The organism is Nocardia rhizosphaerihabitans, assembly GCF_014646295.1.
Lineage (GTDB): Bacteria > Actinomycetota > Actinomycetes > Mycobacteriales > Mycobacteriaceae > Nocardia > Nocardia rhizosphaerihabitans.
This window is the reverse complement of record NZ_BMNE01000005.1, coordinates 165946-179974: the sequence shown is the minus strand read 5'-3', so window position 1 is coordinate 179974 and position 14029 is coordinate 165946. Positions and strand designations below refer to the sequence as shown.

The following is a 14029-nucleotide window of genomic DNA, read 5'->3' as shown; positions in this document are numbered from 1 at the left end:
CGGGGCTCTGCACGTCCGCCGCCTTGTTCAGCGTGGTGCTCATCGCTTCTGTCCTTCCGTGGCGCCGACGGTCTGTGCCTCGGCGTCGCCGTTGACGAGTTCCTCGGCCTCGTGCCCGGTGAGGGTGAGGAAGACGTCGTCGAGCGACGGCCTGCGCAGCGCGACGTCGTTGATCTGCACCTTCTGCTCGCTGAGCAGTCCGATCGCGGTGACCAGGTCCTGCGAGCCGTTGGCCACCGGAACGGTGACCCGGCGCAGGCCGGGTTCGAGGTGGATCTCGCCGTCGGCCAGTCCGGCCAGCGCCTGCTGGGCAGGCCCGAGCTGATCGGCGGTGGCGACGGTGAGTTCGATGCGGTCGCCGCCGACGATGGCCTTGAGTTCGTCGGCGGTGCCGCGGGCGATCACCTTGCCGTGGTCGATGACGGCGATCGAGTCGGCCAGCCGATCGGCCTCGTCCATGTACTGGGTGGTGAGCAGCAGCGTGGTGCCGCCGGCCACGAGTTCCTCGATGACGTCCCAGAGATCGAGGCGGGCCCGCGGGTCCAGACCGGTGGTCGGCTCGTCCAGGAACAACACCGGTGGGTTGGCCACCAGCGCGCCCGCCAGATCGAGGCGCCTGCGCATACCGCCGGAATAGCCCTTCACCGGTCGGTCGGCGGCGTCGGAGAGCCGGAAACGGTCGAGCAGTTCGCGCGCGCGTTCCTTACTGCGCTGGGTGCCGAGGTGGTAGAGCCTGCCCACCATTTCGAGATTCTCGAATCCGGTGAGGTATTCGTCGACCGCGGCGTACTGCCCGGATGCACCGATCCGGGAACGCAGGGCCTGGGGATCGCGGAGCACGTCGATCCCCGCGACGGTGGCACTGCCCTCGTCGGGGATGAGCAACGTGGTGAGTACGCGGACAGTCGTGGTCTTTCCCGCGCCATTGGGGCCGAGAAGTGCGGTGACGGTACCTTCGGGAACGGCCAGATCCAGCCCGTCCAGGGCGACGAGCTGCCCGTACCGTTTGACCAGACCCTCGGCGACGATTGCGTCGGGCATGATTCTCCTGATGTCGTAGTTCAACGCTGTTGCCTCAGTATTGCGGTACCCACCGACAAGTCGCATCCCCTTTTGGCCGGGTCCGGCACCCCCGATGTACAGATTTGTTCGACATGCCGAACTGTTGCGACACGCGGCGAATCGGACCGATTTTCCGGCCGTGCCGCGAAAGGCAAGCCCCCGGTATCCGGGGCACGGCCGCCGGTGCGACGAGAACCTGTTCACCGGCATTTTTTCGTAAACCCTTGCGTACCAGCATTTTCCACGCGACGTAAGACAACTGTCGGGTGCGCGACCAGTGGATCCGCCGCCCCCCGCGCCTGATGCGGACCTCCACCCCGCCCACGATCGCCGAAAATTTTCGGAAACTGGTTCGTTGCGCGTACACGAATTCCGCCCGCATCGCGTAGGATCGTTCACGTCGGCCCCTCCCCCCCGGGCCGACCCTACGCGGGCCTCGGCTAACTCCCCCCCTTCGCCGAGGCCCGCTCCCCATTTTCCGGCAAGGTGCAGCTCGAGCTACCGGTGAGTACACCCGGTAGCCGGACCGTCACAGTCCAGCCACGTTCCCGCGATCGCACCGCAACCAGGTCTATCGTCGCCCCATGGTGCCTGCCAAGGGTGCGATCGCAGCGCTGGTGGTGTCGATGGCTGTCGTAGTCGGCTGTAGTGGTGAGCCCGGCGACGAGCACACCGTCGCGACCCCCACCGAACAGCTGCCACCGAACCAGGTCGCCGCGGTCCCGCTCCCCGACAACGCGGTCGACGATGCCGTCGCGAAACTCGACGAGCTGGCCACCTCGCTCATGGACAGCACCCGCATCCCCGGCATGGCCGTCGCCGTCGTACACGGTGGAAAGACCGTCTATGCCAAGGGCTTCGGCGTCCGCGAGGCAGGCGGCCAGGACAAGGTCGACGCCGACACCGTCTTCCAGCTGGCCTCGGTGTCGAAATCGGTGTCGGCCACCGTCGTCGCCCACCAGGTCGGCAAGGGCACGGTCGAGTGGGAAACACCCGTGGTGTCGAAGCTGCCCTCGTTCGCGCTGGCCGACCCGGCCACCACCGCCCAGCTCACCATCGGCGACCTGTTCGCGCACCGCAGCGGCCTGCCCGACCACGCGGGCGACCGGCTGGAGGACCTCGGCTACGACCAGGCCACGATCCTCGACAAGCTCCGGCTGGAGCCCCTCGACCCGTTCCGGATCACCTACCACTACACCAACTTCGGTCTCACGGCAGGCGCCGAAGCCGTCGCCGCCGCGGCGGGCACCGCGTGGGATCGGCTCAGCGCCGACACCCTGTTCACCCCGTTGGGCATGTCCTCCACCAGTTCCCGCTTCGTCGACTTCCAGTCGCGCCCGAACCGCGCCGTCGGCCACGTCAACGTCGACGGCAACTGGGTCGCCGGGGAGGTCCGCAATCCCGACCCCCAGTCCCCCGCGGGCGGGGTCAGCTCCTCGGTGAACGACATGGCCCGCTGGCTGGCGATGGTGCTCGGCAACGGTGCGTCGAACGGCACGACCATCGCCGAGCCGGACGCGCTGCTGCCCGCGATCAGCCCGCAGGTGATCTCCTCCCCCGCGTCCTCGCCGGAAGCACGGGCGGGCTTCTACGGGTACGGCTTCAACTCCTCGACCTCGTCCGCGGGCCGGACCGCCTACAGCCATTCCGGCGCGTTCGCGCTCGGCGCCGCGACGAACTTCCTGGCGATCCCGTCCGCCGACGTCGCGATCGTCGCCCTCACCAACGCCGCGCCGATCGGTGTGCCGGAGGCGCTGACCGCCGAGTTCGGCGACCTCGTGCAGTTCGGCGAGATCCGCGAGGACTGGCGCGGCATCTACCAGGCCGCGATCGCCCCCATCAACGATCCGGTGGGCGACCTGTCCGGCAAGTCGGCACCGGCGAATCCGGCGGCGGCCAAGCCGCTCCCGAGCTACGCGGGCACCTACGCCAACGAGTACTGGGGCCCGGCGACGATCTCCGAGGACGACGGCGCCCTGGTCCTCACCCTCGGCCCGGCCCAGCGGCGATATCCGCTGCGGCACTGGGACGGCGACACCTTCGCCTTCGAGCTGAGCGGCGAGAACGCGCCGCCCGGCAGCGTCTCCTCGGCGATCTTCGACAACGGCACGCTCACCCTCGACTACTTCGACGAGAACGGCCTCGGGAAATTCACCCGGTGACCGCGCGCCACGCCGCAGCGAGCCGCAACGCCCTGACCTTGCCCGCCACCCCGAGCAGCGGCTCGTCGCGCTCCCACCGGCTCCTGGTCGCGGGGTCGGCCAGCTCCCACAGCGGCGCGAGCTCGGCCCGCAGTCGCGTCAGCCGCGCGAAGACGCCACCCAGCGCGATGTGCACGCCCACCGAACCCGGATCCTCGGTACTCACGCCACGCACGGCCGCAAACAGGGCCAGCAGCTGTTCTACGGCCTCGGCGGGCCATGGTGCTTGCCGGGCCACCCGGACGAGCTGTCCGAGCACAGCGGCGACCACATGCAGATCTTCGACGGTGCGGAAGGGCTTGAGGTAGTCGGCGTAGCCGTCACCGGGCAGCAGCTCGCCGGGCGCGGCATCGAAAGTGACGGTGGCGTGCGGGATCTCCGGGGCGAACGGCAGCGCGGGCAGCGGCGTCACCACGGTGCCCGGTCCGGCCTGCACGACCACCGCACGCAACTCGGCGCGACCGTCGGCCTGCTCACCCGCACGGGCGATCACCAGGAAGCTGGTGGCGAACTCGCCGAGCGTGGCGAAGGATTTGGTGCCGGTGACAGCGCCGTCGGCGGTCACGGTGGTGGTCATGGCCGACGGCTTGGCACCGTTCGCCTCCGTCGCGCACATGGAGGTCAGCCCCTCGAACCCGAGCGTGGGAACCAGCGCGTGCAGCGCTTCCTGATAGCCGCCGAGAAAGGCGGTACCTGTTCCGGCACTGTCGAATCCGGCGACGGCCGCGCGATCGATCGAACTCGCGAAGGCGGCGCTGCGGGCGCGATGCTGTCCCGCGATCGCGGCGATATCGGTCGAGGTCGACTCGACAGGAGCTGCGGTGAGCAGAAAATCGAAAACCGAGGAATTCACAGAAGTGGAGCCTAGGGGAATCGAACCCCTAACCCCTGCCTTGCAAAGGCAGTGCTCTGCCAATTGAGCTAAGGCCCCTTGCTGGCTTGGTGAAACCAGTTGGCAACCCGAATCAGCGGGTGGTGACCTCGCGCCAGAGGTCTGCGTCATCGCGCTTGCGGAATTTGGTGATACCGATGAGAACCGCGATCACGACACCGACCGTGAGGACAATCTTCATGATTCCCACCCTACTGTGATGTACGGGAGTGGGCCTAGGAGGACTTGAACCTCCGACCTCTTCGTTATCAGCGAAGCGCTCTAACCGCCTGAGCTATAGGCCCGTACTCGTTTTCGGCCCCCTGCCGGAGCAGTGAACCGCAACGAGGAACGAGGTTACCCTACCCGGCCGCCGATAGCCAAAACGGCCGGTCAGACCCCTTTTTGCGGGGCTGACCGGCCGTCGAGGCAGAGCCGGTTTCTAGTCCGGATCGGCCAGGGTCACCTGGATGCCACCGACCAGATCGCAGCACTGGTTGTAGATGAACACACCGACCGTCGCCAGCGCGGTGAACAGCACCACGTTGATCAGGCCGATGACGCCCGCGTAGCCGAACACCGTGCCCGCGTCGATCAGGCTCGACGAGCTGCCCTCCTGGTTCAGCATCTCGCCCAGCGAGTTGTCCAGGTTGTCCCACACGCCCATGCCGGCGAGCACGATGTAGAGCAGGCCGACGGCCAGCATCCACACGAAGAACAGCGCGACGCTGATCACCAGAGTGATCTTCAACGTCGACCACGGATCGATTCGGCGGATCTGCACCGTCGCGCGTAGCGGCTCACCCGACGCGGCGGCGGCGATGGCCACCGGCACCGCGGGCGAGACCGACACGGGAGCGGCGGCCCTGGCAGCCGGACCCGGCTGCGGCGGGATATGCGCCATCGGCAAGCCGGGCTGGGCAGGCGGCGCGTCGGGCGTCGGGTGCCGTACCTCGGACAGGTCGGGCATGTCCTTGACCAGTTCCGGGCGCGCGATGCTGCGGGTCGGGCCGTCGATGCCGACGGACTTCACCATCGCCGCTTCCTTGCGGGCCGCCTTGGCCGCCAGGTCGGCCGTGGTGCGGGCGTTGGACGAACCGCTGCCCTTCAGCCCGCCCGACGCCGCGGGAGCTCCGGAGGACGGACGACCCTGGCTCGGCGCCTCGCCCGGCCGGTACAGGTTCGACTGCGGTTCGCGCTGCGGCAGCTGCGCCCACCCGTCCTGGTAGGGCGACGATTTGCCCTTCCCGTTACCGGGCGGCGTGGGTTCGGTACCCATCCGCACGGTCGACTGGTCGAACGATTCGCCCCCGGCGGCACCGGATTCCGGCTCCGCGCTCTCGGCCGGACCGCCCTGGCGAGGGATCGGCCGCGGCTGGATCGGAGACGAGGCAATCCGCTCGGTGACGCCGTTGGTCTGGTTCCGATCGTCGTTCGACTGATTCGGTGTGGTCAATGGAATCCTCAGATCCGTTCGTTGCCGCCGCTGATTGGGTTATTGCTCCGAAGCCGCGTCGCCGGTGAGCTGATCGGGATCGGGCTCGTCGGCGTTGCGCGCGATCGCTAGCAAGGTATCGCCATCCGCGAGGTTCATCAATCGCACGCCCTTGGTCTGGCGTCCAGCTTTGCGAACTTGCTTGGCTGCGGTGCGGATGACGCCACCACTGGATGTGATCGCGTACAACTCGTCCTCGTCGTCGACGATGAGCGCACCGACCAGGCTGCCACGCTTCGGGTCGTACTGGATTGTCAATACGCCTTTTCCGCCACGACCCTGCGCGGTGTACTCCTCGATCGCCGTACGTTTCGCATACCCACCCGCGGTCGCGACCAAAAGGTAGGTCTCCTCGCGAACCACGTTGAGCGAGAGCAGTTCGTCGTCGGCGTTGAAGCGCATGCCCTGCACACCGGAGGTGGCGCGGCCCATCGGGCGCAGCGCCTCGTCGGTCGCGGAGAACCGGATCGACTGGCCGTGCGCCGAGACCAGCAGCAGGTCGTCGTCGGAGGAGCACAGCACCGCGCCGACCAGCTCGTCGTCATCGCGCAGGTTCACCGCGACGATGCCGCCGGAGCGGTTGGAGTCGAAGTCGGTGAGCTTGGACTTCTTCACCAGGCCCGCGCGGGTCGCCAGCACCAGGTACGGCGCGTCCTCGTAGGTCTTGAGCTGGATGATCTGGGCGATCTTCTCGTCCGGCTGGAACGCGAGCAGGTTGGCCACGTGCTGACCACGCGCGGTCCGGTTGGCCTCGGGCAGCTCGTAGGCCTTGGCCCGGTAGACCCGGCCCTTGTTGGTGAAGAACAGCAGCCAGTCGTGGGTCGAGGAGACGAAGAAGTGCTTGACGATGTCGTCCTGCTTGAGGCCGGCACCCTGCACACCCTTGCCGCCGCGCTTCTGCGACCGGTACAGATCGGTCTTGGTGCGCTTGGCGTAGCCGGTCTCGGTGATCGTGACGACCACGTCCTCGCGGGCGATCAGGTCCTCGTCGGCGACGTCACCGTCGCTGGCGATGATCCTGGTCCTGCGGTCGTCGCCGTACTTCTCGACGATCTCGGCCAGCTCGTCGCGCACGATCGCGCGCTGCCGCTCCGGCTTCTCCAGAATGTCCTTGTAGTCGGCGATCTCGAGCTCGATCTTGGCCAGATCGTCGACGATGCGCTGACGCTCCAGGGCCGAGAGGCGGCGCAGCTGCATGTCCAGGATCGCGGTCGACTGGATCTCGTCGATGTCGAGCAGCTGCATCAGGCCGGTGCGCGCGGTGTCGGTGTTGGCCGAGCGGCGGATCAGCGCGATGACCTCGTCGAGCAGGTCGAGCGCCTTGACCAGGCCGCGCAGGATGTGAGCCCGCTCCTCGGCCTTGCGCAGCAGGTAGCGGGTGCGCCGGACGATGACTTCCAACTGGTGGTCGACGTAGTACCGGATCATCTGATCCAGGCGCAGCGTGCGCGGCACGCCGTCGACGATGGAGAGCATGTTCGCGCCGAAGCTGGTCTGCAGCTGGGTGTGCTTGTAGAGGTTGTTCAGCACGACCTTGGCGACCGCGTCACGCTTGACCGTCACCACGATGCGCATACCGACGCGGTCGGAGGACTCGTCGTGGATATCGGAGATACCCGCGATCTTGCCGTCCTTGACCTGCTCGGCGATCGAGTTGATGAAGTTGTCGGTGTTGACCTGGTAGGGCAGCTCGGTGATGACGATCTGGGTCTGGCCGCGGCTGCCTTCCTCGATCTCCACCACACCGCGCATGCGGATCGAACCGCGGCCGGTGGTGTAGGCGTCGTGGATGCCCTGGCTGCCGACGATCAGGCCGTGGGTCGGGAAGTCAGGGCCCTTGACCCGTTCCATGCACGCGGCGAGGGTGGCTTCCTCGTCGGCGTCGTAGTTCTCCAGCGCCCAGTAGATGGCCTCGGCCAGCTCGTTGAGGTTGTGCGGCGGGATGTTGGTCGCCATGCCGACCGCGATGCCGTTGCTGCCGTTCATCAGCAGCGCGGGCACGCGGGCTGGCAGCACGGTCGGCTCCTGCGAGCGGCCGTCGTAGTTGGGGACGAAATCGACGGTCTCGCTGTCGATGTCGCGCAGCATCTCCATCGCGAGCGGCGTCAGGCGGCACTCGGTGTAGCGCATGGCGGCCGCGCCGTCGTTGCCGCGGGAACCGAAGTTGCCCTGGCCGTCGACCAGCGGGTAGCGCAGCGACCAGGGCTGGGCCATGCGCACGAGGGTGTCGTAGATCGACGCGTCGCCGTGCGGGTGGTAGTTACCCATGGTCTCGGCGACCGGACGCGCCGACTTCACGTAACCGCGGTCGGGCCGGTAGCCGTTGTCGTACATCGCGTAGAGCACGCGCCGGTGCACCGGCTTGAGGCCGTCGCGCACATCGGGCAGCGCGCGGCCGACGATCACGCTCATCGCGTAATCGATGTAACTGCTCTGCATTTCGTTCTGGATGTCGACCGGTTCGATCCGGTCGCCCGCACCACCGGAGGGCGGCAGCGTGGTCTCAGTCATCAAATCTCCTTCGAGGGCCTGACATGCTTCACGGGCGCGCGCTGACGGCGCAGCACCGGTTACACGTCGAGGAAGCGGACGTCCTTGGCATTACGGGTGATGAAGCTGCGACGTGCCTCCACGTCTTCGCCCATGAGCACGGAGAACAGCTCGTCGGCCGCGGCCGCGTCGTCGAGCGTCACCTGACGAAGCACCCGCACCGAGGGATCCATGGTGGTTTCCCACAGCTCCTTGGCGTTCATCTCGCCCAGACCCTTGTAGCGCTGGACGCCGTCGTCCTTGTTGATCTTCTTGCCCGCGGCCAGACCGGCCTCGAGCAGCGCGTCGCGCTCGCGGTCGGAGTAGGCGAACTCCGGGTCGGTGCGCATCCACTTGAGCTTGTACAGCGGCGGCTGGGCGAGGAACACGTGACCGTGCTCGACCAGCGGGCGCATGAACCGGAACAGCAGCGTGAGCAGCAGCGTCGCGATGTGCTGGCCGTCGACGTCGGCGTCGGCCATCAGGATGATCTTGTTGTAGCGCAGCTTCGCGATGTCGAACTCGTCGTGGATGCCGGTGCCGAACGCGGTGATGATCGACTGGACCTCGTTGTTCTTGAGGACGCGATCGATGCGGGCCTTCTCGACGTTGATGATCTTGCCGCGCAGCGGCAGGATCGCCTGGTACATCGAGTCGCGGCCGGACTTGGCCGAGCCGCCGGCGGAGTCACCCTCGACGATGTAGATCTCGCACTTGCCCGGATCCTTGGAGCGGCAGTCGGCCAGCTTGCCCGGCAGCCCGCCCAGGTCGGTGGCCGACTTGCGGCGCACCAGCTCACGCGCCTTACGGGCGGCCATGCGGGCCTGCGCCGAGGACACCGCCTTCTGCACGATGGTCTTCGCGTCGGCCGGGTTGGCCTCGAACCAGTGCTGCAGGTGCTCGTTGCAGGCGCGCTGCACGAACGACTTGACCTCGGTGTTGCCCAGCTTGGTCTTGGTCTGGCCCTCGAACTGCGGCTCGCCGACCTTGACGCTCACGATGGCGGCCAGGCCCTCGCGGATGTCGTCACCGGTGAGGTTGCCGTCCTTCTCCTTGAGGAGCTTCTTCTCCTTGGCGTACTTGTTGACCACCGTGGTCAGCGCCGCGCGGAAGCCCTCTTCGTGGGTACCGCCCTCATGGGTGTTGATCGTGTTGGCGAAGGTGTGGACCGACTCGGAGTAGCCCGAGTTCCACTGCATCGCGACCTCGAGCTCGTGGCCGGTGCCCTTGCCGGTGAAGCCGACGACCGAGTTGTGGATGGCCGACTTGGTGCGGTTGATGTGGCGGACGAAGTCCACCAGGCCGCCCGGGTAGTGGTAGGTGCGGGTCTTGACCTTGTGCTCGACCGGCTTCTCCGCGCCTTCCTCGACGTGCTTGGGCGCCTCGGCGGTATCGCTGACGACCTCGTCGGTGACGTCGGAGTCGGTGACCCGCTGGTCGGTCAGCGTGATGGTCAGGCCCTTGTTGAGGAAGGCCATCTCCTGCAGGCGGCGCGCCACCGTCTCGAAGTTGTAGGTGGTGGTTTCGAAGATCTCCGGGTCGGCCCAGAACCGGATCGTCGTGCCGGTGCGCTGGGTCGGCTCGCCCTGGATCAGCTTGCCCGGCTTCGCGTCCTTGTAGACCTGGGTCCAGTGGTAGCCGTCGTTGTCGATCTCGGCTTCCAGCTTGCTCGACAGCGCGTTGACCACCGAGATACCGACACCGTGCAGACCACCGGAGACCGCGTAGGAGTCGGAGTCGAACTTGCCACCCGCGTGTAGCTGCGTCATGACGACCTCGACGGTCGGGATGCCCTGCGCGTGCATGCCGGTGGGGATACCGCGGCCGTCGTCGACGACCTCGACACCGCCGTCCTCCAGCAGCGTGACGTCGACCCGGGTCGCGTAGCCGGCCATCGCCTCGTCGACCGAGTTGTCCACAACCTCCCAGATGAGGTGGTGCAGACCGCGTTCACCGGTGGAACCGATGTACATGCCAGGGCGCTTGCGCACCGCTTCCAGGCCTTCGAGGACCGTGATGGAGGAGGCACCGTAGCCCTGCTTGTTGCCCGATGCGTTGGAGTCGTTGGCAGCCACTTGTCGGTAGCTCTCCTTACTTGCTGATCCCTGTCGCAGCGATCGGGCAGCACGCGGACTGCACAGCACGCGTCGAGGGTTCGCCGCTGGTTACGTCACCATCCTACTGGTAAGCCCAACTTACAGTGCACCTACGACACCCCTGACGCCGCCGTGAATGCAAGAAATCGGCCTACCGCGACAAGCGTCCGCCTTCCGGAGATTTCCGCCCGGCAGAACTGGCGTGAGACTTGCGTTCGGTGGTTCCACGTGAAACGCGGTCGACGGCTTTCGTGTCCGGTCGAAGTTATCCACAGGTTTTGTCCACATGTACAAAACTCCGGGGCCCGAGAGCGGCGCCGCCGCAAGGCAACTCGCCCTGGTCACCGCCCGGCTACCCGTAGGTGTCGCGCGGGCCGCGTCCTTTGACGTGCCGCTCGCCCTTGCGCCAGCTCGGCGCGGCGGGGCCGGTGATTCGCAGCTGAGTGACCACACCCTGGCCCACCGCGGCATTGATCTTGGCCAGGATCTGCCCCTGCAGCATGCGCAACTGGGTCGCCCACGCGGTGGACTCGGCGGCGATCTTGAGCACACCGCCCTCCAGCGTCACCGGGGTGGCGTGCGAGGCGATATCCTCGCCGACCACGCTGGCCCAGCGACCGAACACCATGCCCTCGGCCACCTTGCCCGACCAGCCACGACTCTTCGCGATCGAGCCGGTCAGGGCCGACAAGAGCTGGGGATCACGGGGATCGGGGCCAGCCCCGGACCACCCGGTGCGCCTGCGTCCGCCCGCGCGCAGCTTGCGCACCGGCGACGCCCTGCCCTGGCCGACCGACTTACCGCTGGCCTTGGCCGCGGCCCTGGCCTCCTCCAGTGCGCGCCGGGCGAGGTCGATCCCGCGCAGCTCCGGTTCCGGCTCTTCGGTCACCTCGGTTCCGCCTTCCGGTGTCGATACTGGCCGAGTGCGGAGGAGAGTCTACGCCGGGGCGCCGACAGTCCCGCCGCGACCGATCCGGCATATGTCCAGCATGTTGCCGGTTTTCCACAGGCGCTGTTGATAACTATCGCTATCTGTGCATATCTTCGGATTGTTCGGCCGGTTCGGTGACGATCATCGAGGTACGCCGGTCGGCTTCGCCGGTGGTTTGCACGCGCAGCGGTTCGGCGGCCAGCTCGGACGGCACGTCCTCGGCCACCGCGGCGGTGATGAGCACCTGCTCCGCGCCGGCGGCGACCTCGGCCAGCGCGGTCCGCCTGCGCCGATCCAGCTCGGCGAACACGTCGTCGAGCAGCAGCACCGGCTCGGTGCCCGCACTGCGCAGCAACTCGAACGAGGCCAGCCGCAGCGCCAGCGCGAACGACCAGGACTCACCGTGACTGGCGAATCCCTTGGCGGGCGCGCTGCCGAGGAGCAGGTCGAGGTCGTCGCGGTGCGGGCCGACCAGGCACACCCCGCGCTCCAGCTCCCTGCTCCTGGCTGTGGACAACTCACGCAACACGATCTCGCGCAGCTGCTCCACATCGTCGGCCGCGGGCTCCCTGGCCGGGTCGAGCAGTTCCGGCGGCAGGTACCCCGACCGGTAAGCGATTGCCGCGGGCCGTGATTCGGGCGCGATCGACCGATAAGACTGTGCCAGATACGGATACAGGTCGTGGACCAGCCGTAATCGCTGCGCCAGCAGCACCGAGGCGTGCTCGGCCAGGTGGCCGTCCCACACGTCGAGCGTGCTCAGATCCGCACGCGAACGCACATGGCGCCCAGCGGTTTTCAACAGGGCCGAGCGCTGCCGCAGCACCTTGTCGTAGTCGGCGCGCACGCCGGCGAGCCTGGGCAGCCGGGCTGTGCACAACTCGTCGAGGAACCGTCTGCGCTCCCCCGGGTCGCCGCGCACCAGCGCCAGATCCTCCGGCGCGAACAGCACGGTCTGCAGAATCCCCAGGATCTCCCGCGACCGGCGCACCGGCGAACGATTGATCTGGGCACGATTGGCACTGCCCTGCTTGAGCTCGACGTCGACGCGCAGTTCGCGGCCAAGATTGACCACGGTCGCGCCGATCCTGGCCTGCGTCGCGCCCATCCGGATCAGCGGGGCGTCGGCGGAGACCCGGTGCGAGCCGAGGGTCGCCAGGTAGCCGATCGCCTCGAGCAGGTTGGTCTTGCCGTTGCCGTTGGCCCCCAACAGCACCGTGCGCCCTGGGGACAACTCGAGCTCGGCGTGTTCCCACGACCGGAAATCACGGACCGACAGCGCACGAATGAACATGCCGGGTTACGCGTGCGGGCGGCTCAGCCGGGCAGCCGGACCGGCATCAACAGGTAGATGTACTGGCTCTCCAGCGCCGCGAACGCACCGGACTCCAGCACCTTGGGCTCCTCGTCGGAGGCGGGCAGCAGGACGGCGGGACGGCTGGGCGTGGTGAAGCCGAAGGTGACCCGGTCGGTGTGCAGCGCCGACAGGCCTTCGGTCAGGTAGCCGGGGTTGAACGCGATGGTCAGCGGCTCACCGCGGAAATCGGCTTCCAGCCATTCCTCGGCGCGGCCCGCGTCGTCCCCACCCGCGGACAGCAGCACGCCGTCGGTGGAGAACTCCAGACGCACCTGGGCACCACGCTCGGCCACCAGGGCGACACGCTTGATCGCCTCGGACAGCGCGGCGACGGGCAGCGTGGCGATGGAGGTGTGCTCCTTGGGGAGCAACTGGCGGAACTTGGGGAATTCGGCGTCGAGCAGGCGGGTGGTGGTGCGGCGGCCCGCGTTGACGATGCCGAGCAGGCCGTCGGCCCCGCCACCGCTGCCCAGCGAGAGCTGCACGGGCGCGTCGGTGGCGCCGAGGGTCTTGGCGGCTTCGGACAGCGTGCGCGCGGGGATGAGCACCGCGGTCTCGATGTCGGAGCGGGTCGGCTGCCACTGCAGGTGACGCACGGCGAGGCGGAAACGGTCGGTGGCGGCGAGCACCACGTCGTTGCCCTCGATCTCGACGCGGATGCCGGTGAGCATCGGGAGTGTGTCGTCGCGGCCCGCGGCGACGGCGACCTGGCCGACCGCCTCGGCGAACACGTCGACACCGAGTTCACCGGTCTGCTGCGGCACCTCGGGAAGCTGGGGATAGTCCTCGACCGGCATGGTCGGCAGGGAGAACTTGGCGCTACCGCAGGCGATGAGCACGCGGGTGCCGTCGACGGAGACATCGACCGGCTTGTTCGACAGCGCCTTGGTGATGTCGGCGAGCAGCCGGCCCGAGACCAGCACCTGGCCGGGACCGGCGACCTCGGCGGCCACCCGCATCTGCGCGGAGACCTCGTAGTCGAACCCGGAGACCGTCAGGCCGTTCTCGTCGGCCACCAGCAGCACACCACCCAGAACAGGCACAGGAGGACGGGAGGGCAGGCTGCGCGCCACCCAGGCCACCGACTCGGCGAAATCCTCTCGGGCGACCCGAAACTTCATGTTCGCAAGCTCCATGGCCCGATTTGTCCTCTCCGAGTTTCGAATCCGTGTGCGGGTGTGTTCAGCGGAGTTGAGGTGCTGCGTCGGCCGCGCACTGAGTCTCGCACAACCAGCCGACAACCAAACGGTACCCGGGCATCGCGGGAAGTCCGCATCGACCCTCCCTGCCGATCGAGCGCTGCCGACCCCACCCCTTCTCCTCCTTGCCGCTTGTGAGTGGAGCACCGACCGAGCTGAGCCTGTCCGACCGACTTTCCACACACCTTGTTTTGAAGAGATCTCTTCAAGAAATAGAACTGAAGTAGTAGTAGGCACTGTGGAATCTGTGGACTTCGACCGAATCCGCAGGTCAGCGCGCACGTCGGC

General features: G+C 67.6%; 10 protein-coding genes and 2 tRNA genes. 1 reads left to right on the top strand and 11 read right to left on the bottom strand.

The window, feature by feature from the left end; all coding sequences use genetic code 11:
* Positions 1–39 precede the first annotated feature (39 nt).
* Positions 40–1041, bottom strand: coding sequence for an ATP-binding cassette domain-containing protein (locus tag IEY60_RS22570; RefSeq protein WP_189031788.1), 1002 nt, complete (start codon positions 1039–1041; stop codon positions 40–42).
* Positions 1042–1646: 605 nt separating this feature from the next.
* Here IEY60_RS22570 and IEY60_RS22565 point away from each other — a divergent pair.
* Entirely contained in the window at positions 1647–3224 is a 1578-nt protein-coding gene (locus IEY60_RS22565; protein ID WP_189031779.1) for a serine hydrolase, read from the top strand.
* Here IEY60_RS22565 and IEY60_RS22560 read toward each other — a convergent pair.
* The 10 genes from IEY60_RS22560 to dnaN form a co-directional block, all read right to left on the bottom strand.
* On the bottom strand, positions 3214–4116 hold the full coding sequence (locus IEY60_RS22560; RefSeq protein ID WP_189031777.1) for an acyl-CoA dehydrogenase middle domain-containing protein: 903 nt from the start codon (positions 4114–4116) through the stop codon (positions 3214–3216). The genes IEY60_RS22565 and IEY60_RS22560 overlap by 11 nt on opposite strands.
* A gap of 5 nt (positions 4117–4121) precedes the next feature.
* Positions 4122–4194 (bottom strand) — tRNA-Ala (locus IEY60_RS22555).
* A 34-nt stretch (positions 4195–4228) separates the two neighbouring features.
* On the bottom strand, positions 4229–4336 hold the full coding sequence (locus IEY60_RS35905) for a DLW-39 family protein (RefSeq protein ID WP_211359241.1): 108 nt from the start codon (positions 4334–4336) through the stop codon (positions 4229–4231).
* 29 nt (positions 4337–4365) lie between these two features.
* Positions 4366–4439: transfer RNA gene (locus IEY60_RS22550), tRNA-Ile, on the bottom strand.
* A gap of 137 nt (positions 4440–4576) precedes the next feature.
* On the bottom strand, positions 4577–5590 hold the full coding sequence (locus IEY60_RS22545) for a DUF3566 domain-containing protein (protein WP_189031775.1): 1014 nt from the start codon (positions 5588–5590) through the stop codon (positions 4577–4579).
* A 39-nt stretch (positions 5591–5629) separates the two neighbouring features.
* Positions 5630–8140 (bottom strand): DNA gyrase subunit A, encoded by a 2511-nt coding sequence (gyrA, locus tag IEY60_RS22540; protein WP_189031773.1) that lies wholly within the window; start codon positions 8138–8140, stop codon positions 5630–5632.
* Between the two features lie 59 nt (positions 8141–8199).
* The gene (gene gyrB, locus IEY60_RS22535) at positions 8200–10233 is read right to left on the bottom strand and encodes a DNA topoisomerase (ATP-hydrolyzing) subunit B (protein ID WP_189031771.1); all 2034 of its coding nucleotides are present in this window, start codon (positions 10231–10233) and stop codon (positions 8200–8202) included.
* 373 nt (positions 10234–10606) lie between these two features.
* Positions 10607–11143, bottom strand: coding sequence for a DUF721 family protein (locus IEY60_RS22530; RefSeq protein WP_189031768.1), 537 nt, complete (start codon positions 11141–11143; stop codon positions 10607–10609).
* Between the two features lie 139 nt (positions 11144–11282).
* Positions 11283–12479: a DNA replication/repair protein RecF gene (gene recF, locus IEY60_RS22525; protein ID WP_189031766.1), complete on the bottom strand. Its 1197-nt coding sequence runs from the start codon at positions 12477–12479 to the stop codon at positions 11283–11285.
* A 23-nt stretch (positions 12480–12502) separates the two neighbouring features.
* Positions 12503–13678, bottom strand: coding sequence for a DNA polymerase III subunit beta (gene dnaN, locus IEY60_RS22520; protein ID WP_189031764.1), 1176 nt, complete (start codon positions 13676–13678; stop codon positions 12503–12505).
* Positions 13679–14029 lie beyond the last annotated feature (351 nt).

Coding starts and splice junctions, on each gene's coding strand:
- IEY60_RS22570 (WP_189031788.1), bottom strand. CDS start 1,041: ATGCCCGACGCAATCGTCGCCGAGGGTCTGGTCAAACGGTACGGGCAG.
- IEY60_RS22565 (WP_189031779.1), top strand. CDS start 1,647: ATGGTGCCTGCCAAGGGTGCGATCGCAGCGCTGGTGGTGTCGATGGCT.
- IEY60_RS35905 (WP_211359241.1), bottom strand. CDS start 4,336: ATGAAGATTGTCCTCACGGTCGGTGTCGTGATCGCGGTTCTCATCGGT.
- gyrA (WP_189031773.1), bottom strand. CDS start 8,140: ATGACTGAGACCACGCTGCCGCCCTCCGGTGGTGCGGGCGACCGGATC.
- recF (WP_189031766.1), bottom strand. CDS start 12,479: ATGTTCATTCGTGCGCTGTCGGTCCGTGATTTCCGGTCGTGGGAACAC.
- dnaN (WP_189031764.1), bottom strand. CDS start 13,678: ATGGAGCTTGCGAACATGAAGTTTCGGGTCGCCCGAGAGGATTTCGCC.